The sequence below is a fragment of the Sulfurimonas sp. genome (genome assembly GCF_028714975.1).
GTDB lineage: Bacteria > Campylobacterota > Campylobacteria > Campylobacterales > Sulfurimonadaceae > Sulfurimonas.
In genome coordinates this window covers 119,078-145,639 of record NZ_JAQTLH010000002.1, presented here as the reverse complement: position 1 = coordinate 145,639, position 26,562 = coordinate 119,078, and the positions used below count along the sequence as shown (strand labels likewise).

Genomic DNA, 26,562 nt, shown 5'->3' with positions numbered 1-26,562 from the left:
AACCGATTTTGGCTGCAAGTTAAGATATTAATCTTCAATCTACCGTAATAGTCTCTTCTATTAATAGCGTTGCTCCGGCACCGGTATATTGAGCATACTCAATACCGTCAATAATTATATTTCCAACCTCAGCAAATAAAGTTGTATCTACATTAACTTGATTAGAAACATTATCAACGGATTGGATTATCAGCGTACCGTCATCCGTTGCATTTATGACATCACTAGGATTAATTCCATCAACTCCGCTGCCGACTACCGTTGCACCTGAGCCCAACTGAATAATATTTATATTAGAGATATTAGAAAGATTAACAGCCCCTGAATTTGCTACTAGCGTATCTGTTCCCGCTCCTCCGTCTATTTCGATATCTGCGATATCGTAAACTATCGTGTCATTGCCTGCACCGCCGTATACCGTATCTGCTCCGGCACCGCCGTTTATTGTATCGTTTCCTGCACTACCGTTTATCGTATCATTTCCGTCGCGACCTTCAATATAATCATTACCCTCTCCACCTGTTAAAACATCGCCGGCAGTTCCGCCTAAAATCGTATGTGAAACCGCTAAACTTGGGTCACTTGTTTCTACAGTAACGGCATCAAATATCGGTTGAAAACCATCCGCTATTTCATTTTGTGAAGCTATTGTAATAACCACATCTCCATCATCACCATTTGAAAGAAGAGCAAGTAAACTAGAATCTGTAATAGTTATTGTTCCTGTAGAATCTGAAGAAAACTCATCATGAGTACCATCATCATATGTAAATACAAGTTTAGTAACTATACTAGGATCAAAACCGCTTACAGTTACGCTTTGCACAGCCTCATTAGACTCTTGTAGATTCAAATCCATATTGTATTCATATGTATAAAAACCTGAAATAGACATCGGATCATAAATATTTACCAATGTAAATCCATCTTGACTACCGGAGCCATTCGCATCTTTAATATCCATTGCATCAAATTTAACATCACTTATTATTCTGATAGTATCACCGCCGTTCTTCAAGTCACCGCCATTAATATATCCACCTGATGTTAATGTTAACGGTGTACCGTTGCCTTTTTCAAAACTTATTCCTGTCGTTATCTCTACACCGCTTTCGTTATATAATTTAATACCTACTAAATCCCCACCTGTAAGCTTTAAATCAATATTTAATGCAAATACAGCACTCGGTAAATCAATACTCAATTCTTCACCATATCTTCCATCTATATTAATAGCCTCACTACCTGTATTATCAGTAGGAGTATCAACACCTAGTCCATGACCAGGATTGAAATTAAGAGGAGTATCAGATGTTATAACTAAACCGTTCGAACTATAACTTTTAGATACACCGTTTACAAAATCCGGATCATCGCCCAGTTCAAAGTCTGCTAAATTAAACAGAGGATTTCCGACAGTACCTAATTCAGAATAAACAACTAACGGGTCTGCTGCCAAAATTGTAGTCGGCGTAGCAGTTGCCGATATATCTGTCGAAGTTCCAGATGTCGTTAAACTTATAGCAGGAAGGGTCCCTCCTCCATCCAAAAATGCTTCACCGGCAGGCGTAAGTATGATATTATTTCCGCTGATACCATAGTAACCGTTTGTATTTGTTCCGCTTGTAAAACCTACTGACGGAGTTTCATCCATATCACTAACGCTAAATGTTGCAACCGCATCACCCGCTACCGAACTATCTTCAGTAACCGTACCCGCATTAATTGTAAGCGTTGTTGTATCATCCACCGAACTAACCGTTACATTTACCGTAGCTGTAGCCGTACTAGTTCCACCCTGCCCGTCAGTAATAGTATAATCAAATGACGCACCGTCACCGTGATAATTACTAGCAGGTGTAAATGTTATTGTTCCATTAGGATTAAGCACGACACTTCCGTTTACTGCATTACTTACTCCGGTGATTGTCAATACTCCTCCATCTGCGTCTGTATCGTTACTTAAAACATCTGATGCAGTTAGAGTTATTGCCGTATCTTCTTGTGTCTCCGCAGTATCGTCATTCGCAACAGGTGCATCGTTTACAGAAGTTACATTTAAACTTACAGTCGCAGGAGATGAAACAGCTCCCTCGTTATCTTGAACCGTATAAGCAAAGCTATCAGCTCCAACATAATTTGCATTTGGCGTATATGTTACTTCACCAGTTATTGTGTTTACGCTTACAATACCGTTTGTCGGATCTGTAGTAATAGTTACGGTTGTAGGATCAATTGTCCCGTCTAAATCAGTATCATTTGCTACTACATCAATTACAACGCTTCCATCCTCTGCCGCTGTTCCTGAATCTACATTTGCAACAGGTGCATCATTTGCAGGAGCTACATTAATCGTTAATGTACCTTCATCGGTTAAAGCACCGTCAGTAACCGTATAGTTAACACTATCTATTCCGTTAAAATTGGTCGGCGGAGTGTAGGTATACGAACCGTCTGATGCTATAACTATCTCGCCGCCTTGCGCAGTTACAAATGTGCCCGGTATAACGCTTAGAGCATCACCGCTCACATCCGTATCATTTGCATCCAAATCAATTGTCGAAGTAAATATAGTATCTTCCACTGCATTAACTTCATCATCGACTGCGACAGGAGCATCGTTTACAGAAACCACATTAATTGTCAGTGTACCTACATCTGTAAGTTCTCCATCCGTTACTGTATAATCAACACTATCCTCTCCGTTAAAGTTAGTAGGCGGAGTATAAGTATACGAGCCATCAGCTGCTATAACTATCTCCCCACCTTGAACTGTCTCAAATGTACCTGCTACAACACTTAGGGCATCACCGTCTAAATCTGTATCATTAGCATCTAAATCAATTACAGAACTAAGTACAGTATCCTCTTGCGTAGTAACGGAATCATCTACTGCTACTGGAGCATCATTTACTGGAGTAACGGTTAAACTTACAGTCGCAGGAGATGAAATAGCCCCCTCATTATCTTGAACCGTATAAGCAAAACTATCAGATCCATTATAATCTGCATTTGGCGTATATGTAACTGCACCTGTTAGTGCATCTACACTTATGCTACCGTTTGTCGGATTTGTAGTAATAACTACGGTTGTAGGATCAATAGTTCCGTCTAAGTCCGTATCGTTTGCCAAAATATCAACTACAACGCTTCCATCCTCTGCCACCGTTCCTAAATCTACATTTGCAACAGGTGCACTATTCGCCGGCGGTGTAACTATATCATCCACTGCAGCTACATTAATAGTCAATGTACCGACATCGGTAAGTTCTCCATCCGTAACAGTATAATTAACACTATCAACGCCGTTGAAATTAGCTGCAGGTGTATATGTGTAACTACCGTCGGATGCGAGAACCAACTGCCCACCGTTTGCCGTTGCAAATGTGCCTGCTACAACGCTTAGGGCATCACCGTCAACATCATAATCGTTAGCATCCAACTCAATTACAGAACTAAGCACCGTATCTTCTACCGCACTAACAGCATCATCGACTGCAACAGGCGCATCATTTACGGAAGCTACATTAATCGTCAATGTACCTACATCGCTAAACTCTCCGTCCGTAACCGTATAGTTTACAGTATCTACTCCGTGAAAATTAGCTGCCGGAGTGTAAGTGTAAGAGCCATCAGCTGCTACAACTAAAGTTCCGCCTTGTGCAGTTGCATATGTACCTGCTATAACACTTAACGCACTACCGTCTACATCCGTGTCGTTAGCATCCAAATCAATCGTTGAGCTAAGTACGGTATCCTCAACTGCATCAACGGTATCATTCATAGCAGTCGGCGCTTCATTAACATTGTTAACTGAAACTGAAAGGAGTTGAGTCGTGTAATACCCACTTGTATCAGTTGCAGTTACATATATATTATATTCATTATCCCCGCTTAAATCTTGCGGATTTTCATAGTCTGGAGAGTTGTTAAAAGTTAAAAGGCCCGTACCCGAATCAATGCTAAACTTATCGCTATCCAAACCGCCGATACTATAAGTAATAGCACTCTCACCAGTTGCTGTAACCTGTATAACCGGTTGCGTACCGTTTTCATCATAAACTACAACATTAGGAGATGAGATAGCCGGCGGTGTATGCGCAAAATCAGGAGCTGCTCTACCGCCAAAATCAGTTATCCCAAACCCAAGTGCACCGTTTGCTCCTCTGCTAAAGCCAAGCACGCTTGACTCTGCTACTATATCGGTTTCAGTAAATGAAGAACTTCCTACCACACCCTCTTCACCGGCTGCCGTTTCTAAATCTCCGATATCCGTACCGGCCGCTGTTTTTATATTTTCAACATCCCCGCTCGCTGCCGCTTTTAAAATATTTACCAAACTCTCATCACTTGCTACGCTATCAATCGCATCTCTCCCGTGAATAACGGAACCATCCGCTAAAATTCTAAAAGCACCGTCATATGCCGACGCTTCAGGAAGTGCCAAAAACTTTATTTGAAATAAAGCAGTCGGGTCGTCACTTATGATTTGCTCGTTTTCATACACAAAACCATCATAACTCGGCTCACGAACAAGACCGTCAACACTCACAACTTTCACGTTACCTTGCGCAACTTGTATCTGCCCTATAACTTTTCCAGTAGCCATTTCACACCTCCAAATTTAATTATGCAAAAATATTAACATATGCAAATCTATAAGTAAATAGTACTTTGGTATTGATTTACCATACCGTTTTCTTTTTACTAATATACTTTGCCTTATGAATTACATACTCTTTTTTAGCGCCTTTTTGGGCGTCTTTATCTTACTAAATATGTACATATCTAAGCGACTTATAAAAAAATTGGATATTTCCGACAAAGCTAAACACTATTTTCACATTTTTCTCTTTGCAAATCTCATCGGGATTGTATGCTATATGCTTGCAAGGTATTATGTAAATATTCCAAACTGGCTCTATTTTCTCTTCTCAATCCCTATCGGAATACTATTCTTACTCTTTTGCACCGCAGTTATTTACGATATTTCAATAGTTTTACTCTCATTTGCACCCGTAATAGAATCAAGAAGAAAATTTTTAAAAAAATCCCTAGATATCTCATCGTTGGCGGTTGCGTCAACCCTTAGTATTCGCTCTTTATATGAGGCTAGGTTTATAAATGTTGAGAGTATAGACATCAAAATTAAAAACCTAAAAGAGCCGTATAAGATTATTCAAATAAGCGATCTGCACATCGGCGGTCTGATAGATGCGTCATTTATAAAAGATATCGTGCAAAAAGTAAACGCTCTTAATCCCGATATCGTCGTTATAACAGGTGACTTGATAGATGTGGATGTTTTAAATGCAAAAGATGTATTGGATGAGTTGACAAATATAAGCTCAAAGTTCGGCACATACTATATAGTCGGAAATCATGACTATTTCCATGAAATAGAAAAAATCATAAGTGCCGTAAAAGATTTGGGTATAAGAGTTTTGGAAAATGAAAATGTCTACATAGGAGAGGACGGCAGCGGTTTTAATTTAGCTGGAGTTTATGATTTATTTGGGTATAGAACCAAAACACATATACCCGATTTGCCAAAAGCACTCCTTGGAAAAAAAGAGTCGCCGACCATACTTTTAGCTCATCAACCAAAATTCATCAAAGAGGTAACAAGCGGAGTTGATTTGATGTTAAGCGGACATACACACGGAGGGCAGCTCTACCCGTTTAAACTTTTAGTAGGACTTCAACAGCCTTATGTAAACGGACTGCACAGGCATAATGAAAATTTACAGATTTACATAAACAAAGGAACGGGATTTTGGGGACCGCCTATGAGACTCGGTGCGAGTTCGGAAATCACCCAAATACTTCTTAGCGGTGTTTAATCACATTAATTTAAAACGCCAAAGGAAGTAATTCCTTTGGCTACGCTAACCGCTATGGTACTAAAGCTTGCCTCTTTCGGGGCAGAAAACTTCTTGCATAACTTTGTTATGCAAGAACTCTTTTTTTAAAGATAAGCAGAGTCTTGTCTTTGGTATCGTAAAGCGAAAAAGTCTGTTTATCTATAAGTTTTAAAGTAGAGAGCTTTTCAAAAGTTTTAACCTTATGAAAATATTGGACTATCGTATCTTGATACTTTGTGTAACTGCAGTCTCTGTTTTTTTCAAAAAGAGTAAACTTGGTATGGAGTTCATCATTTTCAAACACCGCATCGACAACCAAAAACTCTTTCTCGTTTTCACTGCTCATTGTACCCTCAGCCACATCGCTAAAGCCGTAAAGAGTATTTATGTCTGCTATAAAAATCCCGTCATCGTTTAGTCTTTGTGAAACCGCATCCAAAAATTTTAAAAGTTCGTCTTGATTTAAAAAGTTAAGCACATCAAAAATAGCTACAACGGCGTCATATTTACCGCCAACTTGGCTTACATCGACACACTCGGCATCAAGACCCTGCTCCCTGCACTCCGCAACCATAACTGCGCTAAGGTCAATCCCTTTACATGCAACACCGTCGCTTATCATTCTGTGCATAAAACCGCCGCGACCGCAACCGATGTCTAAAAGTGTTTTAATTTTATACTCTTCAAGCTCTGAGCGGTACAAGTCGTAAAGCGCTTCGGTAGCCTCTTCAATGCCTAAGAGATGCTCGGCTTTTGCGTAAAGGTCTAGATTTGTCATTATGATTTTTTCTCTGCTTTGATTACGGCGTTTATCTTCTCATATATATCTAAAACTTCATCTTTTTTGGCAATATAACTGTTTTTGTTAGCGATTAGGTAGGTTGAAGATGTCATCATATCTTGAACTACTTCCAAACCATTTTGCTTCATAGTCGCACCCGTCTCAACTACATCTACTATCATATCGGCAAGACCGATAAGCGGAGCCAGCTCGATAGAACCGTAAAGTTTGATGATATCAACTGATACCGCGCGCTCTTCAAAGTAGCGTTTAGTGATGTTTACCATCTTTGTCGCTACTTTAATCTCCGGTTTATCAAGGTCAAACTTTTCGCCTTTTTTCATACCGATAGATACTTTACATATACCGCGTTTGAGATCTAGCAGACGGATTACATCCAAACCCTGCTCTTCTAGCGTATCAAGACCTACTACGCCTATGTCTGCAGCTTGATGAAATACATAAGTTGCAACATCTTGATTTCTAACAAGTAAAAAACGAAACTTCGGCGTCTCTAAAATGAGTTTTCTATCGTCAAACGCAAAACCCTCACCGAAAATTGTCTCAAAAATCTCTAGTGTCTCTTTCGCAATACGACCTTTTGGAAGTGCAACGCTTAGCATATACCGACCTTTTTCATAATATTTTTCATTCCTTTAAATATCAACATCTCATCCACATATGCATCAGGAAATATTTTTGCAAACTTTTGGGCATCTCCGCCCGTCAAGTATATATCCATATCGTATGATTTTACTTCATTGTGCAACAATTTTAAGTATCCATAGCTTATGGCATCACAGGAATTTTTCGGCATTTTACCCAAATCCACCTCAAAGTTAAATGAGTAAGCAAGTACGCTCGATATACTTTTGTAACATTCACCCATTGCTTTTGCTCCGGGATAGATAAAACCGCCCTCAAATTTGCCCTTTTTTACTATATCGACGGTTATCGCACTTCCCGCATCGACAATCACTCCGCTCTCTATCGCTTCGCATGCCGCAATTCTATCAATACCCATGGTTTCATAGTAGTTTGAGATACCCACATAAGCAGATAAATCTACCCAATTTTTAAGAGATTTTAGAACCTCTTTTAATTGCGGATTTACACAGATATAAAAAACTTCATCTTTAACGAATGATGGATTAAAAAGTTTAACATCTTTTCTATACTCTTTATCCCCGTCAAAAAAATGATATGTGGTATTTCCGATGTCACACAAAAGCATTATTGAATTTTCCAACCCTGCTGCATTAGAGCCTCTTTGGCTTTTGAGCATAGCGGCGCGTCTATAAAGATAATCTTATATTTAAAATTGTGTCCGCAAAAAAGAGCAAGTTTTGCATATATCTCTTCAAATTTATGCACATCTTTCATAAGCAGTTTACTTTTTTGGCTCACTGCAAAAATGGAGTAAAAATAGCCCGCTATATCAGTGGCTTTATATATCTTTATTCTGTTTCTCACGCCAAGCTCTTTTGGCGCAATTTCTAGCATCTTTTTATAAATCTTCCCTTTTTTTCTAAGAGAATCGACTACGCTCTGCATCACAAACCTTTGTTTAAAAAAATATTTTAGCAAAATAATTCTTTAGTAACAGATTTATAAAAAAAAATTTTGTTATAATTCTGACAATGAAAGTCATAAAAACAAAATTAAATTATTCAAACTCTTATATAGTGTTAGACATAAATCTTTTAAAGATAGACTGTGTCGCCCCATTTGATATTTTTATCAAAAAAGATGATGATTTCGTCATTATCATAGAGGCGGGAACTTTAATATCCGAGAGCTTATACACTAAACTTAAAAATCAGGAAAGTTTATATATATCTAAAAAAGATGAAGATAAACAGATACTGTCTTGCGAAAGTTTAAAGCATTATATCAGGCACAATAGGGATAATCCTCAAAAAAGGGTCATGATTCTTTATAAAATCAGTGAGCAGCTCTTTGATATTTACGCAACAAACAAAGATAATATAATACATTTAGAGTGCGTTGAGCTAATTATAAAATCAATCATCTACCTAATAAAATATGATGAAAAATTTTTAAAAAATACGATGCCATATTTTGAAAATGACCATGTGCTATATAGCCACTCCCTGCATGTAGCTATGTATGCTCTTTCACTTGCCAATATGCTTAAATTTAATGATGATGATCTGCTTAAAATAGGCGTAGCTGCACTGCTGCATGATGTCGGTTTAAAAAAAATAGACGAAGCTATCATCCAAAAAGAGGCTCAACTAACTCAAGAAGAGATGAAGTTGATACAAAAACACAGCCAATACAGCGTAGACATATTAAATCAAAACAAAATTCATGATCCGTACATCATAAATGCGGTTATGCACCATCACGAGAGGTTTGACGGAAGCGGCTATCCAAATCAATTGACGGGTGATGAGATAAGCAATTTTGCTTCTATTTTAGCTATATGCGATGTTTTTGACGCATTGACCAATAACAGACCGCACAGACAAAACTACACCACTTTTAACGCTTTAAAAATGATGATGCGCGATCCGGATATGGTAAATAAATTCAACCAAAAATATCTTAATATTTTTCTTAAATCTTTCTTGTAAAAAATTTTTATTTTTAAATATAATAAAACAAAATAGTTGTTATAATTAGAGATAATTTAATCTTACATAAGGATAGTTATGAAAAATATATTTATTTTTATATTTATAAGTTTATATCTAAATATCCCATCACTTAGTGCCGCGGATTCTATTGATTTAGAAAAAGCCATAGAGATATTAAAATCCCAAAACTTAGAGATAAAAAGTGCCCAAACCGATATAGAAGCTGCACTTAGAGATGCTAAAAGCGCTTCGGGCAATCATTATGGGAAACTGGATTTCATCCAAGATTTTGCAACTTCAAACGATGCCGGCAATGTCTTTGGTTTTAAACTAAGCTCACGTGAAGCAAATTTCGGAGATTTCGGAGCCAAAGAGTTTATGGATAATTATATGGCGGGAAGTCCCAATTATACTACTCCGCCGCATAACCTAAATTATCCGGAGGATAGAAAATATTTTCAAAGCAAACTAAAGTATGAAGTCCCGCTTTTTACAGGCTTTAAGATATCAAGCTATGAAGATATTATGAACTCCGTTACAAAAATAAAAAAATTAGAAAAATCTCAAGTTATCAATGAAAAAATATATGAAACTAGAAAAAGTTTTTATGATATGGCTCTGCTTGAGGATTCCATCTCAAACTTAAATGTCATATTAAAAAATATAAACACTTTAGAAGCTATGACGAAAGAGATGATTGAAGTCGGCTATGCAAAAAAAATCGACTTGCTGGAAGTTAAAGCAAAAAAAGGCAATGTAGAGAGACTTATCTCCCAAATGGAATCAAACAAAGAGCTGCTTTACCACTATATAAGTTTTTTACTAAATCAAAAAGTAACATCGATTCAAACGCCTTCTCTTGAGATAACAATGCCCTTAGTTTCAAACAGCGAGATACTTAACAACAACTTAGATATTCAAAAAGCGAACAGCGGACTGGCTGTGAAAAAAAGCATGATAAATGTAGCAGAGTCTTCGTATTATCCGATGGTTGGAGCTTTTGCAGAGATTGCAACCGCCGATGATAAATTTTTAGGCGATGCAAACGATCATAAATCATATACACTCGGAGCAAGAGTTACTTGGAATATATTTAACGGCGGTATCGACAATGCGAATGTTGAAAAATCACGGCTTGAGTATATAAAAACAAAGACTCAAGTTGAACTCGCAAACAGCGGAATCGAACTTCAAACACAAAAGATTAGAACTGAGATAGATAGCCTTAATAAGGATATCGAGTCTCTAAAAAAAGAGCTTACTCTTGCTGATGAGATATATAACAACTATGAAGCAAGATATAGAGAGAAGCTATCTTCAATGAGCGATGTCATTATAAAACAATCTGAGCAGATTCAAAAGATTTTACAACTGCAACAAACCATAAACAAGCGAAATGAGAGAATTTTCGCACTGGAAAAACTAGCAAACGGAGAAAAACAATGAAAAAAATATTAACACTTTTGGCTTTAACAGCTTCGCTAATGGCACAAAACATAACGCTATCGGGTACGGTGATAAGCGACAATAGAAAAATGATAACAAGCCGTTTTATGGGATTTGTTACAAATGTAAAAGTCTCTGAGGGTGATTTTGTAAAAAAAGGTGATTTACTCTATACGATTGACTCTAAGGAGATTGATTCTGCCCTTACTCAAGTTGAATTGGGGATTTCACAGGCTCAGTTATCTCTTCAAATGTATCAAAATCAATATTCAAATGTCAAACTAAACCTTGAGCGACATAAAAGATTGCTTGAAAAAGATATGGTTTCAAAGTTTGAAGTAGAAAACCTCTCTCTTAATGAGCAAAATTTAGCAAATATGATAGATATTGCAAAAAAACAGGTTGCTCAAGCAGAGACTAGATTACTGGAAGTAAAAAATCAGTACCGCTACTTAAATATTACGGCACCAAATGACGGTGTAATCGTAAGTAAAAATATAAATGTCGGTGAAATGGCAATGCCGGGAATGCCTGCACTTGAACTGTCAGATTTAACAAACCTAAAAATATCTGCCGAAATCTCAGAGGATAATTTAAATCTCATAAAAGAGGGGAAAAAAGTAGTCATCAATATACCTTCACAAAATATAAATACGACAGGAACAATAAGCGCTATCATACCTAGCTCAAATCCGATGACACACTCGTTTAAGATAAAAATTTCATTTAAAAATGTATATAGCTCAATCTATCCGGGTATGTATGCTACCGTTGTAATTGAGTAAGGTTTAAAGCATGAATAGTTATAAACCGACAGATATTGCAGGAAAGCTGGCAGCAGGTTTTTTAAGAAATCCCCTTACTATTGTTCTTGGTGTGTTTTTACTCTCCATCGGCTATCTAGCTCTAAGCATTATGCCGCGAGAAGAGAATCCTCAAATGGTAGTAAGCGGATCGACAGTCATAGTTGCACTTCCGGGAGCCAGTGCCGCAGAGATTGAAAAAGTAATAGTAAAACCGTTAGAGAGAAAACTAAAAGAGGTAAAAGGTGTAGAAAATATCTCGTCTATGGCGATGGATAATGTAGGAATCGTCAATGCGGCATTTTTCATCGGAGAGAAAAAAGAGGACTCCAACCTTAAAGTTTATGACAAGATTATGCAAAATTACGACATATTTCCAAAAGGAGCCATGAATCCGATCATCAAGCCTCTTGACATTGATGTAGATATTCCCGTCGTCTCCGTTGCGTTTTACTCTAAAGACGAAAATATGAGCAAAACAGAACTCTATGATAAAGTCAAAGATATACAACACCGCATAAACGGACTGCAAAATGTTGCGGTAACCGAATTAAAAGGCGGAAACAAACATCAATTTAATGTTGAAGTAGACTTAAACAAACTCTCAGGTTACAATATATCCATGGGTCAAATAGTCCAAGGCGTTCAATCACTCTCATACAGTGTTCCCGCCGTTAAAAACAGAACTAAAGATAATGAGATAATTATGCTCGGTGTTAAAAATGCGATAGAGAGTGCGGATGATATCGGCAATATTATAGTTGCGCAGTATATGGGTTCACCGATTTACTTAAAACAAGTTGCAAAAATTGCGTACTCGCACGATATACAAAACTTTAAATCGGCAACGATTAGCAAAAAAGATGAAAGCGGAAGTTTTTCACCTCTGCAAAATCAGGTAACACTTACCGTATCAAAGCTTCAAGGTACAAATGCGGTAGTTATAGCAAATGCCGTTAAAACGGAGCTTGAAAGTTATAAAGAGTATCTGCATAACAACGGAATTAACTATGCTATTACTAGAAATGACGGTGAGAGGGCAAATGAAGCCGTTAATGAGTTGGTTTATCATCTTCTTTTATCTATCGTAATTATTGCAATACTGCTTGTTTTAGTTCTTGGCTGGAGAGAGTCTCTTATCGTTACATTTACGGTTCCGGCAATTCTTGCAATTACGCTTTTTGTCGCTTATCTAACCGGACAGACCATAAATCGTATAACTCTCTTTGCATTTTTGCTCTCACTCGGGCTTTTAGTCGATGCGGCAATTATCGTAATTGAAAATATCCATAGACATTTCCATTCAAAAGAGTCTGCGAACAAAAGCGTGGATGATATTATGGTTGAAGCAACGGATGAAATTGGACCGCCTACAAATATCGCAACTTTAGCGATTATTATGACTATGATACCTATGGCTTTTGTCGGGCAGATGATGGGGCAGTTTATGAAACCGATTCCGGCGAATGTCCCTGTTGCTCTTATCGCTTCACTTTTTGTCGCGTACATTTTTACACCGTATCTAGCAGCCAGAATGTTAAAAAGACCGGATTTCCATGACAAGGAGAAACATTAATGTTTAAAAAATTTCAAAATGCCGTTTATAACGGTATCCAAAGTCCTGCCAAGAGAAATCTAATTCTTGGGGCAACTTTTGCTGCCTTTGTTTTATCGGTACTTATGATAGCTCCAAGCAAGATGGTTTTAGCAAAAATGCTGCCGGGAAAAAACAACGATACTTTTACAATTTATACGACATTAGCCGAAGGAAGCTCAATAGAGCAGACAAAAGAAGTGACGGAGTGTGTGGCAGAGTTTATCAAAAAAGAGAAAGAAGTCGAAGATTTTGAGGTATTTTTAGGCATGGGAGCACCTCTTGATTTTGCGGGGCTCATTAAAGGTTCCCACTTTAAAAATTCCGAAAATGTAGCCGAAATGGTAGTAAATCTATCAAAAAAACATCATAGAAAAGAGCCCTCATACTTAATGGTACAAAGAATGAGACCAGACATTGTACAAAAGTGTGCTTCGCTACATGATAAAACAACAATCTCATTTGTAGAACCGCCTGCAGGACCTCCTGTTTTAGCAGCAATAGTAGCAGAAGTATATGGAGACAATATAGACGGTATGAGAGAATTATCATCTAGAGTTGAGGGTGTATTTAAAAATACTAAAGGTTTAGTAGATATAGAAGTTATGCAAGATGAGATTTACGACAAATTTGAAGTTGAAGTAGACAGCATCAAAGTTGCACTATCCGGCGTAGATGTAAAGCAGTTAAACGACATACTCTACTTAGCGTTTGAGGGTATGCAGATTGCAGTTAAAAACTCCGATGTAGTTAATGATCAAATCCCTATATATCTATCTTTAAGCCATGAATCTAAGAAATTTTCATCAAAAGATATAAATGCAATAAAAGCAAAACTCTCATCATTAAAACTTATGAGTCATACAGGAATGATGACATCCATTACGGAACTGGTAAAAATAGTGCCTAAAAAATCAAATCCTATGATTATGAGCAAAAATCTGCATAAAATGACAAATATCATGGCTGAGACCGATATGGTTTCACAAGTTTACCCTCTTATGGAGGCAAGAAATATAATCTTAAACACATTTAGCGACAGATATAATATTGAAAAAATCGGGCTATTCAACCTTATGCTTACCGATAAAAATTCTAAAGATGTATATAAGTTAATTTGGGATGGAGAGATGAAAGTAACGCTTGATACTTTTGTCGAGTTAGGTGCGGCATTTATAGCTGCTTTAGTTCTTATATTTTTACTAATGGTAATATACTATAAAAGCTATACGCTAAGCGGAATTATACTTTTAGGTTCGTTTTTATCGATTATAGGTGTCATTGTAGGGCACTGGATTATGAATCTCTTTAGCACTGATACATTCTTCTTAACGGCTACTTCGCTTATAGGCTTTATCGCCCTTATAGGGATAAGTTCAAGAAATTCGCTTCTTTTGATAGACTTTACGGCCTCTTTAATGAGAGACGGCAAAATGAATAAAGCCGAAGCTATCGCTTATGCAACGGCAACGCGTGCAAAACCTATTTTCTTAACTGCTGCGGCAATAATACTGGCTTCAACACTTTTAGCAGGAGATGCAGTATTTGGCGGTCTTGGAGTTGCTCTTATATTTGGAACGATTGCAGCAGTCGTTGCATCGTTGATAGTCGTTCCTATACTTCTATATAATGCGGATTTAAAAAGACATTTTGATTTAAAGTAGGAAAGAATTTATATTAGACTCTGAATTGAATTCAGGGTGACGAAAATAGTATAATTTCGTCATTCTGGGCTTGACCCAGAATCCAGTTTATGCAGTCTTAAAGTCTAGCGTACTGAACGCTTGAACAAGCATCAATTTTTAGAAGTTCGCTTAGAGTAGCATCACTTATAATGCTATCAACCAAGATAACTGCAAGCGCTTGTTTTTTATCATTTCTAGCTAATGAGAAATCGGCAATATTTACATTATGTTTTGCTAAAGTCGTACCGATATTTCCGATAACACCCGGAACATCTTGATTTTTAAGTATTATCATATCGCCTTTAATCGCAACTTCTATATCAAATCCATCGATTGAAACAATTCTAAAAACATTATCATCAAAAATTGTAGCACTAATCGTTGTAGTTCCACCCTCTGCGGTAGTCAACTTTATAGTGATTAAATTTTTATAAACAGATGAGTCGTTTAGAGCTTCAAACTCTATTTTAATACCCTTCTCTTTTGCTATAAAATCAGCATTTACATAGTTAATCGTATCGTCGCTGATTTGGCTCATTGCGCCAACCGCTACAAAAGTAGCAAGCGAATCTACATATTTAGCTATCTCGCCTTGTCCGCTAACTTTTATAGCAACAATTTGAGATTTATTAAGCTGAGACTCTAAGAAACCGATTTTTTGTCCCATCTCTAAAAACGGTTTAACAAAAGACGGTATTTTACTCTCATCTATAGGCAGATTCATAGCATGTGCATATGATATACCTTTTGCTGCAGCTATAGCATTTGCTGCAGCTTGAACTCCGATATTGTATTGAGATTCATAAGTATTTGCCCCTAAATGAGGAGAAACCGTAACATTATCAAGATCAAGAAGCGGATTGTTTGTTGCCGGCTCTTTTACAAAAACATCAATACCTGCAAAACGAATTTTACCGCTTTTTAAACCTGTATATAGTGCTTCTTCGTTATAAAGACCGCCTCTTGCACAGTTGATTAGAACCACGCCGTCTTTCATCTTGGCAATCTCTGCACTATTAATTATATTTACAGTCTCTTTATTTTTAGGCGTATGAATAGTAATAATATCGCACGCTAAAATATCTTCAAAATTTTTAGTGTAAACCATATTGAGGTCGGTAACTTTTGACGGATTGATATACGGGTCGTAAGCAACTATATCCATCTCAAATGATTGAGCTCTTTTTGCTACGCGGCTCCCGATGTTACCAAAACCGATTACTCCGAGTTTTTTACCCTTTAACTCATATCCGTACCAATCTTCTCTTTTCCAGACTCTTTGCTCTTTTAAGTGGTTGTGTGAATATGGAAACATTCTCATACAAGAGAGCATATGCGCCATCGTAAGTTCAACCGCAGCAATAGTATTTGCAGTCGGGACATTCATTACGATTATCCCCTCTTTTGAACATCCCGGAATATCGACATTGTCAACACCGACACCTGCACGAACTATTGCTTTCATATTTTTAGCATGCGCAATAAACTTATCATCAACATCTGTTGAACTTCTCGTAATCGCAACATCAGCTTTTTCGATAATATCTAAAAGTTTTACCTTATCTTCATCGGCTGCCATTATAAAATTTATGCTTTCGTCATTGCGAAGCATCTCTAAACCGGCTTCATGTATATGGTCACAAACTACTATGGTATGTTTTTGCATTATATATCCTCTTTGTATAGCCCGACATTGGCTGAAATTTGATAATTTTTTAACACTTCAACAAGAGAGTTTAACTTATCTCTGTCTTTTGAGTAAATGAGCAACTCCGTTCCACTCTTATCTTTTTTAAGATAATATTCTAATTGATGTCGTTTTAGTTCCTCTTTTAAGCAGAAGAGCTGATATGGATCCAACAGTGGAGCTGAGAGTTTGTATACGGTACTGTTTGCTATTTTCTCATTTAAATCAACTTGAATCAAAACTTCATTTACCGGATAAAAATATCCAGATTTTTCAGTTTTTGAAAAATGGTCTAACCAAATTTTTTCAGGCTCTTTTACAGCAGTTTCACTCTTATGCTCAAGAGGGGCTAATTTAAAAGAAGTCTCGTTTGAGTTAATTGAAATAAGAAAAATAACGATAAAAATAGCCACTCCCACCGCAATAAGTGGGGTAAGCCATTTTAGAATCTTTCGCACAATTTTTACTTAAATTTGTCTTTAATTAAATCACCTAAAGAGTGTGAGTGATTATCATTAATCTCTTCAAGCATTGCTTGGCTTTTTATATAATCTAATTTTTTAACAGATAGACGAATACGATCACGGCGAGTATCTACGACTGCGATTGCAGCTTCTATTTTTTGACCTACTGCTAAATCGCTTTTTTCTAACGGAGCAAGATCTTCATCACGGATAAGTGCGTCAACACCTTCTCCTAAAGATACAAATACACCGAAATCTTTAATATCACGAATCGTTCCGGTTACAACACTATTTAACTTGTGAGCTTTTGCAAATGCATCTATCGGACTCTCTAAAAGAGCTTTTCTGTTTAATGATATTTTTTGATCTTCTGCATTGATTTTAGCAATCTTAACTTCAACTTTATCACCTGCTTTTAAAACGTCTTTACACTTAACATTTTTATCCCAAGAGATATCTTGATTGTGTAGTAAACCCTCAACACCGTCAATACGAACGAATGCACCAAAATCAGTTAAAGATGTAACAGTTCCTGAAATCACATCACCTTCATGGTGATTTTTCATAAATTCATCAAACGGTTTTGGTAAAAGTCTTTTTAATGAAACACGAAGTTTATGAGTTTTTGGATTAATCTCAATTACTTCTACATCAATTTCTTGACCGACTTTTAAGTAGTCGCTAGGATTTTTAACATTTTTGTCCCAAGAAATTTCAGATATATGCAAGAAACCTTCAATATCGTTTCCTAGGTCAACAAACACGCCGTAAGCTTCAACATTTGAAACGGTTACGGTAATAGTGTCACCCTCATCCAACTCGCTTTCAACTTCTGCCCAAGGATCAGATTGAACAGCTTTAATAGATAATGAAAGGTGTCTTTTGTCTTTATCGTAAGAGATAGCTTTAACCATTACGCTGTCACCTTCTTTATAAAGCTTAGAAGGATTAACAGGACCTTTGTAACTGATTTCGTTGTAGTGTACTAAACCGTCAACCCCGCCTACATCTACAAACATACCGTAGCTAGTGATTTTTTTGATAGTACCCTCAACAAGAGCATCATTTTCCATTAGTTTGTCAATAATCTCTTTTTTCTTTTTGCGCTCATCGTTAAAAAGTTTACGGCGAGATACAACGATTGAATTTTGTTCCGGATCTATCTTTACTACTTGAGCCTTGATTTTACGTCCGACAACTTCATCGTTATCTTTAAAAGCAGCTAGTGAACGAGGCATAAAGAATGACACATCGTCAGCTTCAACTACATAACCGCCGCGATTTTTCTTAGTAATAACACCATCAATAATTATATCTTCGAAGTTTTCTTTGTGTTGATCAATAAAATCAATAGTTTTTTGTTGCTCTAAAACTTTTTTATATGATATTTTAGGACGCTCATTATAGTATCCCGTAACCATTACTTTGATTTTATCACCAACATTGAATTTCAATTTACCATTTTCGCTGATTTCGTCTAAACTAAGAATACCCTCTAGTTTATCGCCAACACCTACTAATGCTCTATTTTCATCCATTTGGATTTCAACAATTTCACCCTCTACAATGCGACTTGTCTCTTGCTGCTTCTCGCTTGCAGCAAACATTTCTGCAAAATTCTCTTCTTCAAATGATTCGTTATCGAACGCCATTACCTATCCTCTGTTACATAAAAATTTCGTGATTATACCTAATTATTGATTAATTTATGCAGAAATAGAACTATAAAAAGCAGATTATTTTTTAATTTTTTAAATTATTTTCGATTGCATTAACAACATTTTGTATAATCCAATCAGGCGTTGAAGCACCCGCACTAATACCGCAAAACTCTTTATTGTCAAACCAAGAAAAATCAAGTTCTTTTTCATCTTCTATATGATAGCTGTCCCTGCAATTATCACAAGATATTTTAAAAAGTTCTTTAGTATTTGAAGAATTTTTTCCGCCTACGATTATCATGATATCGGCTTTAGCAGAAATTTTTCTAACAGCCTCTTGATTTTCAAAAGTTGCATTACATATCGTGTTAAAAACCCTGACTTCTTTATGTCTTGGGATAAGATAGTTTGCAATTTCCATATAATCTTCAACTCTTCTTGTTGTTTGAGCAACTAAAGCAATTTTCTCTTTTAACTTTAGATTTTCAAGATCTTTTGGTGATGTAACTACCGTCGCACCGTACATGGCATAACTTTTTACGCCTTTAATCTCCGGATGAGCATCATCACCGAAAATAATTATCTCATACCCTTGTTTACTCATCTCCTGACAAATTTGCTGCGGTTTTGTAACATAGGGGCATGTTGCATCTACAACATTTACATTATTTGCCTTTAACTCGGCTAACTCATTTTTGGGTATTCCGTGTGTTCTGATTACTGCTTTATCACCTGAAGCAAAACTTTTATGATCATCGGTAAGACCGACTTTGAAATCTTTTTCTAAGCGCTCAATCTCTTTGGAGTTATGTATTAACGGACCGTATGTTGCAGAATTTTTATTCTCTTCTGCTATTTTTATAGCTCGCTTTACCCCAAAACAAAATCCGTAACTCTCGGCAAGTTCAATTTTCATACTGTTTGTATTTTTGTAATTTTTTGTAAAAGTTCAAAAAAGTTTGGAAAAGAGGTATTTACGCACTCAACATCCTCTACTTCCATTCCACACTTAAGACCCGCTATCATAAAACTCATAGCTATTCTGTGATCTCCATGGCTGTTGATAGTAGAGGCTTTAAGTTCTGAGCCTTTTACGCTATAACCGTCATGAACTTCATCTACTTCAATCCCGCAAGCTCTAAGTCCGTTTACTACGGTTGAGATTCTATCGCTCTCTTTAACCCTAAGTTCCTCTGCATTTTTTACCACACTTACACCCTCTGCGCACGCAAAAGCGATAGAGAGTGCCGGAAGTTCGTCAATAAGCCAAGATATATTATCTTCAACCGTTATAGCTTTAAGCAAAGAGTACTTTACATGTATATTCCCGATAGGTTCATACTTATTATCCGTCGTCTCATATCTTATATCAGCACCCATTCTACGCAGTGCTTCAAATGCTTCAATGCGTGTCGGATTTAGCGTAACGCCCTCTAAAACAACATCGGAATTTGGAGTTATAGCAGCTGCAACTCCAAAGAAAAATGCACTTGAAGGGTCAGCTGGAACTCTTATTTTTAGAGGTGAGAGAAGTTTTTTCATCGGTTTTATTTTAGTAGTTAAACCATCTACTTCTATCTCCGCACCCATACCTTTTAACATTCTCTCCGTATGGTCTCTGCTAAGTTCAGGCTCCTTGTAGCTACATTCGCCATCAGCTCTAAGAGCCGCTAAAATCATAGCGCTCTTAACTTGTGCAGAAGCGATTTTGCTCTCATAATTAAACGCTCTAAGAGATGCTCCCCTTATGCTAATCGGTGCCAAATCACCGTTATTTCTGCCGTCAAGCTTTGCACCGATGTCACGAAGCGGAGCAGTTACCCGCTTCATAGGACGACGGCGAAGATATTCGTCTCCCGTTAAAACAAAATGTCCCTCTGCCGAACTCAAAAGTCCGCAAAAAAGCCTCATTCCCGTTCCTGAATTTCCACAATCTAAAATTTCACTACTCTCTTTTATCCCGTCGGAACTTATCTTGATAGTCATACCGTCATCTTCTACGGTTGCACCTAGATTTTTTACAATTTGTAGAGAATTTAGCGTATCTTCCGCTCTTAAAAAGTTAGTTATCTCACTTGTTCCGTCTGCTAGCATAGCAAACATTGCACATCTGTGAGATATTGATTTATCCGGTGCTATCTCAGAAATACGAAGTGAAAATTTTGCCGCTTTACTAACTTTTACGCTGCTCATCTAATACCAATTCCTAGTTTATTATTAAGTGCATTTAAGATAGAATCCATTGCTTTTGTAATATCTTCTTCTTCAAGTGTTTTATCATTTGACTGCAGAACAAAACGAATAGATAGACTCATATTTTCACCTAGTGATTCATCACTGTATTTGTCAACCGGATAAAAACGAACAAGCTCTAGTGTTGCAGACTCTTCAATCACACTCTTTACTTTTTCATAACTCATCTCTTTTGGCATTACAATACTCAAATCTCTATATGATGCCTGATATTTTGAGGTTTTTTTTGCAGTTTTTAAACCGCTCGGCAGTTTTTCAAAATCAAGCTCACACATATATGTTATACCTAAATCATAACTATCTTCAACATTTGGATGAAGACGGAAAAGCTCTCCGACTACTTCACCTTCCATTACTACGGCAGCAGACTGAAATGGGTGTGAGAGCGAATGTTTCGTTTTAAACTCACGAAGTTCAAACTCTCCTATAATATTTGAAACCTTTTGAGCAAAAAATCCAAAATCAACTTTTAGAGGTTTCCCGGAGTTTGACAAACTTTGAGACTCTCTATCTCCGCTAAAGAGCATTGCCATCTTCAAAGATTCCTCTCTTTGTGAGCTAAATACGGAACCAATTTCAAAAAGTTTTACCGACGAGTATCCGTTTTTAGAGTTATTTGATGCAGCTCTAAGCAATCCACTCAAGAGTGTAGACCTTAGAGTATCTAGCGTATTTACGATAGGATTAAGCAGTTCTTTGCTCTCATCAAGGGTTTCAAATCCATACTCTTGTAAAATTTTTTTATCGTCAAAAACAAAAGAGACAGACTCAAAAAATCCGCTATAGGCAGCTTTATGTCTATATGTCTGTCTTTTTTTATACCTAAAATAATCATCCCCGAGTCTGTTGTCTTCAGTAAAAGTAAAAGGTTTTGAAGGGATATTGTCAATACCGATTAAACGAACAATCTCTTCGGCTATATCTTGTCTGTTTGATATATCGTGTCTAAATTTCGGAACTAAAACAACAAAATCTTCAGCTGATAATTTTGTAGTCTCAAAACCTAAGTTTTTCAATATTTTTGTTATTTTAGCTTTATCGATATTAGCGCCGACAATTTCATCAATCTCTTTTTTGCTAACGCTTATGATTTTATCTTCGTGCATATCGTAAAGTTCAATCGTACCGCCAAAAACAGATGAAGCGGAGTTTGATTCAATAAAATCGATACAATAATTTAGACCCTGATCTAAATCCGGCTCGCTTCCTCTTGAAGCTCTATAATAACTATGACCCGCAGCCATTTTTTTACTTTGCATTTTTTTAGAGATAATATCCGGCGGAATATAGCTAGCTTCAATTAAGACAATTCCCTCATCGCTAGTTGCTTTAGAAGCATCTTCTTGAGTTATTCCTATAGTGGAAGCTTTCTTATTTTCTCTTGCCATTATTGATGCAAAGCCATTCTCATCCTGACATAATGATGCTTTTGCCAAAATCTCATCTTTAGCACAGAAAAAGCCATGGTTATATGCTCTTAAAACAACTCCGCTGCTATGTGTTGCATAGGCTATAGCAGATTCTATATCAGTCTCTTTTTTCTCTTCTATTTGTAAAAGTCTAAGTTTAACGACAAAAGACAATTTCAATTCTTTTAAATCCACAGCTTTATAGCGAATATTTACATTTAAATTATTTTCATGCGAAAGAGCCAAGATTCGCCCTATTCCGACTCTTTTTTCTTCACTCTCTTTTATATTTCTTTCTCTAAGCGCTCTATCAAAGGCTGCACTCAAATCTCTTGCAATACCTCTAATGCTTAAACAGTCACCACGATTAGCGGTTAGCTCTATCTCTATGACATCATCGCTAAATATCGGGTTTTCACAAACTTCTTGACCCAGTTTGAATTTTCCGATACTGCCATCAAGCTCCATTATTCCATCTTTTGAATCCGGCAAACCTATCTCTTTAGCCGAACAAATCATACCCTCAGACTCAACGCCGCGAAGTTTTGCTTGTTTGATAACCATTCCATCAGGCATAACTGCACCGACGGTTGCAACAACTACATCAAGTCCGGCTCTAACATTTGAAGCACCGCAAACAATTTGTAAAACAGCATCTCCGACATCTACTTTACAAACATTCAGCTTATCGGCATCAGGATGTTTTTCGCACTCTAAGACTCTACCGAATACTATTTTTTGAGGAACTTTATAAGTTGAGATACTGTCTACCTCTAAACCGATAGAGTTAAATGTTTTTGCCAACTGATCCGTAGATACCCCGTTTAAATCTATCCACTCGTTTAACCAACTTCTAGTAACTATCATCGAAACTGCTCCAGCAACTTAATATCTCCCTCAAAAAGCGAACGAAGATCTCCTATCTGATGAATCAGCATTGCAAATCTCTCAACACCGAGACCAAAAGCATATCCACTCACATTTTCATATTTTACTGCTTTAAAGACATTAGGATCTACGATTCCGCAACCTAAAACTTCCAGCCATCCGGTTTTAGAACAAACTCTGCAACCTTCGCCTTTACAAAATACACATGAGATATCTACCTCTGCCGAAGGCTCCGTAAAAGGAAAGAAACTAGGACGAAAACGAACTTTTACATCACCGAACATGTACTTTAAAAAATCTTCTAAAATAAACTTCAGATTTGCAAAAGAGACCTTTCCCTCTTTATCAACCAAAAGCCCCTCAACTTGATGAAACATAGGAGTATGGGTGATATCGTAATCTCTTCTAAAAACCGCTCCCGGCGCTATCATACGGATAGGAGGCTTTGTGCTCATCATTGTTCTTATCTGAACAGGCGATGTGTGTGTACGAAGCAGCATCTCGTCTTTAAAGTAAAATGTATCTTGCATATCGCGAGCAGGATGATATTTTGGAAGATTTAGAGCTTCAAAGTTATTAAAATCATCTTCTACCATCGTTCCCGTTCTTACGGCAAAATTCATAGATGAAAAATATTCTACTATTCTATCCATAGTCTCCATCACGGGATGCAGCGCACCTGCTTCAGAATGGGAGCTAAACATGGTCACATCAACTGCTTGTGCTTTCATATGCGCTTGCAGCTCTAATGTTTGAAGAACTATTTTTCTTGCAGTTAATTCATTCATAAGTGCATTTTTATGAATGTTTAGCTCTTGTGCAATTTTTGATTTTTCTTCATCCGGTGCTTCTTTCATTCTAGCAAATTCTGCCGCCAAAACACCTTTTTTTCCAAACACGGATATACGAATTTCTTCGATTTTATCAACACTTTGTGCTTCTTTTATTGCGTCATACCAATCTTTCAATAGACTCACCCGTACTGGAGGGAAATTCCCTCTTAAATTTTAAAGGGATTATAGTCAAATATAATTTATATATAGCTTCATTTAGCATTTTATATGCTACAATAAATAAAAAAAGGAAGCATAATGTGCATATTTTGTAAAATAATTAACAATGAAATACCCTCAAATATTATATTAGAAAATGAGAATTTTTTGGCATTTCACGATATAAATCCAAAAGCTCCCGTACATATACTGGCTATTCCAAAAATTCATGTAGATAGTTTTAATGAAGTAACGCCTCAAATTATGAAAGATATGACTCTTTTTATGCAAGATGTTGCAAAAGAGTTAGGTATTGACAAAAGCGGGTATCGAGTTATAACAAACATCGGAGAAGACGGAGGGCAAGAGGTAAAACATCTCCATTTTCATCTGCTTGGCGGAGCAAAACTAGCATGGTCGCATTTAAGCGACGCAGACCCAAAGAGTATGATTTAAAGTTGCCCTATGACGGGCAACTCTCAATTTTTCCCATATCTATTTTTAAGCCGCCGCCTGAAATAATTTTTTCATTCTCTTTAATCTTTTTTCCGTTATGAGTCACAGAATATGATACGGCTACGGAATCTCTGATAGTATTAATCGTCGAGCAGTATGTCTCTAACGAAGCCATAACCCATCTAGCAGCCACTATATCATCGGCATCTGAATCAAATCTATAATCAAGATGCAAGGTATTGAACTTTTTAGGAAAATCATCATTTCTCACTGCATCACCGTCAATTACTAAATTTGTAACGGTTTTATTTTGGTTTTTAGGCATCATAACCATATCTGTTGCACTGCATGAGATAATTCCCGCTAAAAAATACTCTATCGGAGTTATAACAGGGCAATCAATAATAAAACTGCTTTTATCTGTTTTTGCCTCAAATTTCATCTCGTTTAAGTGTGATATTGTCACTCTCATATAAACAACTCCGCATTAGTTTTTACTAAAAAATTTTTAAAATACGCCAGCTGTTCTTCAGTTCTCTGGGTTGATGTTCCGCCTGCTGAAGTTCTGGCATTCATAGAGTTTTCAATCGATAAAAACGCCAAAACATCTTCGCCTATTCTACTATCAATCTCTTGAAGATATTTTAGCTCGATATCACTCAAATCAATTTTTAACTCTTCACTCTTAGCTACCGCTTTTCCGGTAATAAAATGAGCTTCTCTAAAAGGGATATCACACTTTTGAACTAGATAATCTGCCAAATCGGTAGCACTTAAATGTCCGATTTTGCAGGCACTCTTCATATAGTGTGCTTTTACCTGCATAGTTTTAATAGCTTCTTTTAGTATCTCTAATGAAATTTCAGCTGTCTCAACCGCATCAAAAACACCCTCTTTGTCTTCTTGCGTATCTTTATTGTAAGCTAAAGGAAGACCTTTCATAACGGTTAATAGTCCCATTAATGAACCGTAAACTCGCCCCGTTTTGCCGCGAAGAAGTTCGGGAACATCGGGATTTTTCTTTTGAGGCATTATTGACGAGCCTGTTGAGTACTCATCGCTAAGCTCAATAAATCTAAACTCATAGCTTGACCACATAACCAACTCTTCGCTCAAACGGGAGATGTGCATCATCATGGTTGAAATATTGAATAAAATCTCTAACGCAAAATCTCTATCGCTTACCGTATCTAAACAGTTTACGCTTACGCCGCTAAAGCCTAAAAGTTCGGCCGTCATATCTCTGTCAATTTTATGCGGAGTTCCTGCAAGCGCCGCACATCCCAAAGGAGAGATGTTATTTCTTGCATGTGAACTAAGAAATCTCTCAATATCTCTTTTAAACATTGACAAATATGCGCTTAAATGAAAAGCAAAATTAATCGGTTGAGCATGTTGAAGATGCGTCATACCGGGAAGTAACGTTTGAGTATGTTTACTTGCTACGACATGTATCTCATTCATTAGAAGCTTAAGCGCGTCAACTATTTCTAAGTTTTTACGAAGAACATAACGGCGAAAATCTACTGCAACCTGATCATTTCTGCTTCTTGCCGTATGAAGTTTTTTTCCGGCTTCTCCAATAATAGCGGTTAAGCGTTTTTCAATCCCCATATGAAGGTCTTCATCCGATATTTTCCATTCAAATTCACCCGACTCGATCTCATTTTTAACTTGATTTAGCCCATCTCTTATTTGAGCGAGTTCATCAGCCGTCAAGATACCTTGTTTAGCAAGCATAGCAGCATGAGCAAGAGAGCCTTCAATATCTTCGCGATAAAGTTTTCTATCAAACATAATAGATGCGTTAAACTGATCCAAAAGGCTTGATGCGCTTGCAGAAAAACGACCCGACCACATTTTGTCCATGATAATTTCCTTAATTTTATTTTATAAGTTGTTAAAAAAGTTTGGTATTTTAGCTAAATTAAGTGATTTTACAAAGTAGCGTAAATAAGAGCAACACTATTCTATCT

The 26,562-nt window shown here is 36.8% G+C and carries 21 protein-coding genes; 7 read left to right on the top strand and 14 right to left on the bottom strand.

Going from position 1 to position 26,562, the window contains the following annotated elements; translation table 11 throughout:
* Positions 1-34: 34 nt before the first annotated feature.
* On the bottom strand, positions 35-4,609 hold the full coding sequence (locus PHQ93_RS02600; RefSeq protein WP_299940490.1) for a tandem-95 repeat protein: 4,575 nt from the start codon (positions 4,607-4,609) through the stop codon (positions 35-37).
* Between the two features lie 115 nt (positions 4,610-4,724).
* Between PHQ93_RS02600 and PHQ93_RS02595 the strand changes: the two genes are divergently transcribed.
* Positions 4,725-5,843, top strand: coding sequence for a metallophosphoesterase (locus tag PHQ93_RS02595; protein ID WP_299940487.1), 1,119 nt, complete (start codon positions 4,725-4,727; stop codon positions 5,841-5,843).
* 106 nt (positions 5,844-5,949) lie between these two features.
* On the opposite strand, the gene PHQ93_RS02590 is transcribed toward PHQ93_RS02595, so the two are convergent.
* From PHQ93_RS02590 to PHQ93_RS02575, 4 genes are read right to left on the bottom strand one after another with little or no spacing between them, the layout of a single operon-like run.
* Positions 5,950-6,642: a class I SAM-dependent methyltransferase gene (locus PHQ93_RS02590; protein ID WP_299940484.1), complete on the bottom strand. Its 693-nt coding sequence runs from the start codon at positions 6,640-6,642 to the stop codon at positions 5,950-5,952.
* The gene (gene hisG, locus PHQ93_RS02585; RefSeq protein WP_299940482.1) at positions 6,642-7,268 is read right to left on the bottom strand and encodes an ATP phosphoribosyltransferase; all 627 of its coding nucleotides are present in this window, start codon (positions 7,266-7,268) and stop codon (positions 6,642-6,644) included. The genes PHQ93_RS02590 and hisG overlap by 1 nt, the downstream gene beginning before the upstream one ends.
* Positions 7,262-7,894, bottom strand: a complete 633-nt coding sequence (locus tag PHQ93_RS02580) for a type III pantothenate kinase (RefSeq protein WP_299940481.1) — start codon at positions 7,892-7,894, stop codon at positions 7,262-7,264. The genes hisG and PHQ93_RS02580 overlap by 7 nt, the downstream gene beginning before the upstream one ends.
* Positions 7,879-8,199 (bottom strand): hypothetical protein, encoded by a 321-nt coding sequence (locus PHQ93_RS02575; RefSeq protein ID WP_299940471.1) that lies wholly within the window; start codon positions 8,197-8,199, stop codon positions 7,879-7,881. Before PHQ93_RS02575 ends, PHQ93_RS02580 begins: the two co-directional genes overlap by 16 nt.
* Positions 8,200-8,285: 86 nt before the next feature.
* Between PHQ93_RS02575 and PHQ93_RS02570 the strand changes: the two genes are divergently transcribed.
* The 5 genes from PHQ93_RS02570 to PHQ93_RS02550 all read left to right on the top strand — a co-directional run bounded on the left by PHQ93_RS02570 (position 8,286) and on the right by PHQ93_RS02550 (position 14,755).
* Positions 8,286-9,245 (top strand): HD domain-containing phosphohydrolase, encoded by a 960-nt coding sequence (locus PHQ93_RS02570; protein WP_299940468.1) that lies wholly within the window; start codon positions 8,286-8,288, stop codon positions 9,243-9,245.
* 78 nt (positions 9,246-9,323) lie between these two features.
* Positions 9,324-10,694 (top strand): TolC family protein, encoded by a 1,371-nt coding sequence (locus PHQ93_RS02565; protein WP_299940466.1) that lies wholly within the window; start codon positions 9,324-9,326, stop codon positions 10,692-10,694.
* Positions 10,691-11,479 carry an efflux RND transporter periplasmic adaptor subunit gene (locus tag PHQ93_RS02560; protein WP_299940464.1) on the top strand — a complete coding sequence of 263 codons (789 nt, stop codon included), beginning with the start codon at positions 10,691-10,693 and terminating at the stop codon, positions 11,477-11,479. Before PHQ93_RS02565 ends, PHQ93_RS02560 begins: the two co-directional genes overlap by 4 nt.
* Before the next feature lie 10 nt (positions 11,480-11,489).
* Entirely contained in the window at positions 11,490-13,073 is a 1,584-nt protein-coding gene (locus PHQ93_RS02555) for an efflux RND transporter permease subunit (protein WP_299940461.1), read from the top strand.
* Positions 13,073-14,755, top strand: a complete 1,683-nt coding sequence (locus tag PHQ93_RS02550; RefSeq protein WP_299940459.1) for an efflux RND transporter permease subunit — start codon at positions 13,073-13,075, stop codon at positions 14,753-14,755. The genes PHQ93_RS02555 and PHQ93_RS02550 overlap by 1 nt, the downstream gene beginning before the upstream one ends.
* Before the next feature lie 97 nt (positions 14,756-14,852).
* Here the strand turns inward: PHQ93_RS02550 and serA are convergent, their stop codons facing one another.
* From serA to pheS, 7 genes are all read right to left on the bottom strand, one after another.
* A complete protein-coding gene (gene serA, locus PHQ93_RS02545) occupies positions 14,853-16,442 on the bottom strand; it encodes a phosphoglycerate dehydrogenase (RefSeq protein ID WP_299940457.1) in 1,590 nt (529 codons plus the stop codon).
* Positions 16,442-16,921 (bottom strand): hypothetical protein, encoded by a 480-nt coding sequence (locus PHQ93_RS02540; RefSeq protein ID WP_299914096.1) that lies wholly within the window; start codon positions 16,919-16,921, stop codon positions 16,442-16,444. The genes serA and PHQ93_RS02540 overlap by 1 nt, the downstream gene beginning before the upstream one ends.
* A 5-nt stretch (positions 16,922-16,926) precedes the next feature.
* Positions 16,927-18,579 carry a 30S ribosomal protein S1 gene (locus PHQ93_RS02535; RefSeq protein WP_299940454.1) on the bottom strand — a complete coding sequence of 551 codons (1,653 nt, stop codon included), beginning with the start codon at positions 18,577-18,579 and terminating at the stop codon, positions 16,927-16,929.
* Between the two features lie 91 nt (positions 18,580-18,670).
* Positions 18,671-19,504 (bottom strand): 4-hydroxy-3-methylbut-2-enyl diphosphate reductase, encoded by an 834-nt coding sequence (locus PHQ93_RS02530; protein ID WP_299940452.1) that lies wholly within the window; start codon positions 19,502-19,504, stop codon positions 18,671-18,673.
* A complete protein-coding gene (gene aroA, locus PHQ93_RS02525; RefSeq protein WP_299940450.1) occupies positions 19,501-20,781 on the bottom strand; it encodes a 3-phosphoshikimate 1-carboxyvinyltransferase in 1,281 nt (426 codons plus the stop codon). The genes PHQ93_RS02530 and aroA overlap by 4 nt, the downstream gene beginning before the upstream one ends.
* Entirely contained in the window at positions 20,778-23,117 is a 2,340-nt protein-coding gene (gene pheT, locus PHQ93_RS02520; protein ID WP_299940448.1) for a phenylalanine--tRNA ligase subunit beta, read from the bottom strand. The genes aroA and pheT overlap by 4 nt, the downstream gene beginning before the upstream one ends.
* A complete protein-coding gene (gene pheS / locus PHQ93_RS02515; RefSeq protein ID WP_299940446.1) occupies positions 23,114-24,106 on the bottom strand; it encodes a phenylalanine--tRNA ligase subunit alpha in 993 nt (330 codons plus the stop codon). Before pheS ends, pheT begins: the two co-directional genes overlap by 4 nt.
* A gap of 123 nt (positions 24,107-24,229) precedes the next feature.
* Between pheS and PHQ93_RS02510 the strand changes: the two genes are divergently transcribed.
* A complete protein-coding gene (locus PHQ93_RS02510) occupies positions 24,230-24,586 on the top strand; it encodes a histidine triad nucleotide-binding protein (RefSeq protein WP_299940443.1) in 357 nt (118 codons plus the stop codon).
* Positions 24,587-24,593: 7 nt separating this feature from the next.
* On the opposite strand, the gene PHQ93_RS02505 is transcribed toward PHQ93_RS02510, so the two are convergent.
* Together PHQ93_RS02505 and argH are read right to left on the bottom strand one after the other, a co-directional pair.
* Complete coding sequence (locus PHQ93_RS02505; protein WP_299940440.1) at positions 24,594-25,058, bottom strand: OsmC family protein; 465 nt, start codon at positions 25,056-25,058, stop codon at positions 24,594-24,596.
* Positions 25,055-26,455 carry an argininosuccinate lyase gene (gene argH / locus PHQ93_RS02500; RefSeq protein ID WP_299940438.1) on the bottom strand — a complete coding sequence of 467 codons (1,401 nt, stop codon included), beginning with the start codon at positions 26,453-26,455 and terminating at the stop codon, positions 25,055-25,057. Before argH ends, PHQ93_RS02505 begins: the two co-directional genes overlap by 4 nt.
* Positions 26,456-26,562 lie beyond the last annotated feature (107 nt).

Bases quoted from the DNA above. Each gene is read 5' to 3' on its own strand.
- PHQ93_RS02595 (WP_299940487.1), top strand. From the start codon at position 4,725: ATGAATTACATACTCTTTTTTAGCGCCTTTTTGGGCGTCTTTATCTTA.
- PHQ93_RS02530 (WP_299940452.1), bottom strand. From the start codon at position 19,504: ATGAAAATTGAACTTGCCGAGAGTTACGGATTTTGTTTTGGGGTAAAG.
- PHQ93_RS02535 (WP_299940454.1), bottom strand. From the start codon at position 18,579: ATGGCGTTCGATAACGAATCATTTGAAGAAGAGAATTTTGCAGAAATG.
- PHQ93_RS02590 (WP_299940484.1), bottom strand. From the start codon at position 6,642: ATGACAAATCTAGACCTTTACGCAAAAGCCGAGCATCTCTTAGGCATT.
- PHQ93_RS02505 (WP_299940440.1), bottom strand. From the start codon at position 25,058: ATGAGAGTGACAATATCACACTTAAACGAGATGAAATTTGAGGCAAAA.
- hisG (WP_299940482.1), bottom strand. From the start codon at position 7,268: ATGCTAAGCGTTGCACTTCCAAAAGGTCGTATTGCGAAAGAGACACTA.
- PHQ93_RS02510 (WP_299940443.1), top strand. From the start codon at position 24,230: ATGTGCATATTTTGTAAAATAATTAACAATGAAATACCCTCAAATATT.
- PHQ93_RS02575 (WP_299940471.1), bottom strand. From the start codon at position 8,199: ATGCAGAGCGTAGTCGATTCTCTTAGAAAAAAAGGGAAGATTTATAAA.
- argH (WP_299940438.1), bottom strand. From the start codon at position 26,455: ATGGACAAAATGTGGTCGGGTCGTTTTTCTGCAAGCGCATCAAGCCTT.
- PHQ93_RS02600 (WP_299940490.1), bottom strand. From the start codon at position 4,609: ATGGCTACTGGAAAAGTTATAGGGCAGATACAAGTTGCGCAAGGTAAC.
- serA (WP_299940457.1), bottom strand. From the start codon at position 16,442: ATGCAAAAACATACCATAGTAGTTTGTGACCATATACATGAAGCCGGT.
- aroA (WP_299940450.1), bottom strand. From the start codon at position 20,781: ATGAGCAGCGTAAAAGTTAGTAAAGCGGCAAAATTTTCACTTCGTATT.
- pheT (WP_299940448.1), bottom strand. From the start codon at position 23,117: ATGATAGTTACTAGAAGTTGGTTAAACGAGTGGATAGATTTAAACGGG.
- PHQ93_RS02550 (WP_299940459.1), top strand. From the start codon at position 13,073: ATGTTTAAAAAATTTCAAAATGCCGTTTATAACGGTATCCAAAGTCCT.
- PHQ93_RS02555 (WP_299940461.1), top strand. From the start codon at position 11,490: ATGAATAGTTATAAACCGACAGATATTGCAGGAAAGCTGGCAGCAGGT.
- PHQ93_RS02560 (WP_299940464.1), top strand. From the start codon at position 10,691: ATGAAAAAAATATTAACACTTTTGGCTTTAACAGCTTCGCTAATGGCA.
- PHQ93_RS02570 (WP_299940468.1), top strand. From the start codon at position 8,286: ATGAAAGTCATAAAAACAAAATTAAATTATTCAAACTCTTATATAGTG.
- PHQ93_RS02565 (WP_299940466.1), top strand. From the start codon at position 9,324: ATGAAAAATATATTTATTTTTATATTTATAAGTTTATATCTAAATATC.